This window comes from Phenylobacterium hankyongense, assembly GCF_003254505.1.
GTDB classification, from domain to species: Bacteria; Pseudomonadota; Alphaproteobacteria; order Caulobacterales; family Caulobacteraceae; genus Phenylobacterium; species Phenylobacterium hankyongense.
This window is the reverse complement of the sequence record NZ_QFYP01000026.1, coordinates 1-327: the sequence shown is the minus strand read 5'-3', so window position 1 is coordinate 327 and position 327 is coordinate 1. Positions and strand designations below refer to the sequence as shown.

Genomic DNA, 327 nt, shown 5'->3' with positions numbered 1-327 from the left:
CCGATGATGTTGCGGGTGATGACCACGAGAGGCGCGAAGACACCCTTCCCCTCGTTAACGTTCTTCATCATCGGCACGGCCCGCGGCGGGTTCGCCGTCCGCATCCGCACCGCCGAGGCCTTCCGCGCCAGCGCCGCCCGGTCCTCGCCGCCGGGGAACGTTGCCGCCCAGTCGCCGTGGAAACTCGAGCGGATCTCGCTTCTAACCCCCACCGCAGGCAGCGCCACGGCCATGGCGATCAGAGCCGAAAGATCTCTCCTTTTCGCCGAGATGCTCCAGAGAAGGAGGAAGCGCAGGGAGAAGAGCGCAGCAGGAGCGGTGAGAGAG

The 327-nt window shown here is 66.7% G+C and carries 1 protein-coding gene; it reads right to left on the bottom strand.

What is annotated here, in order from left to right:
* The coding region (locus DJ021_RS19030) for a hypothetical protein (RefSeq protein WP_165837292.1) at positions 1-327 on the bottom strand (327 nt) is incomplete at both ends.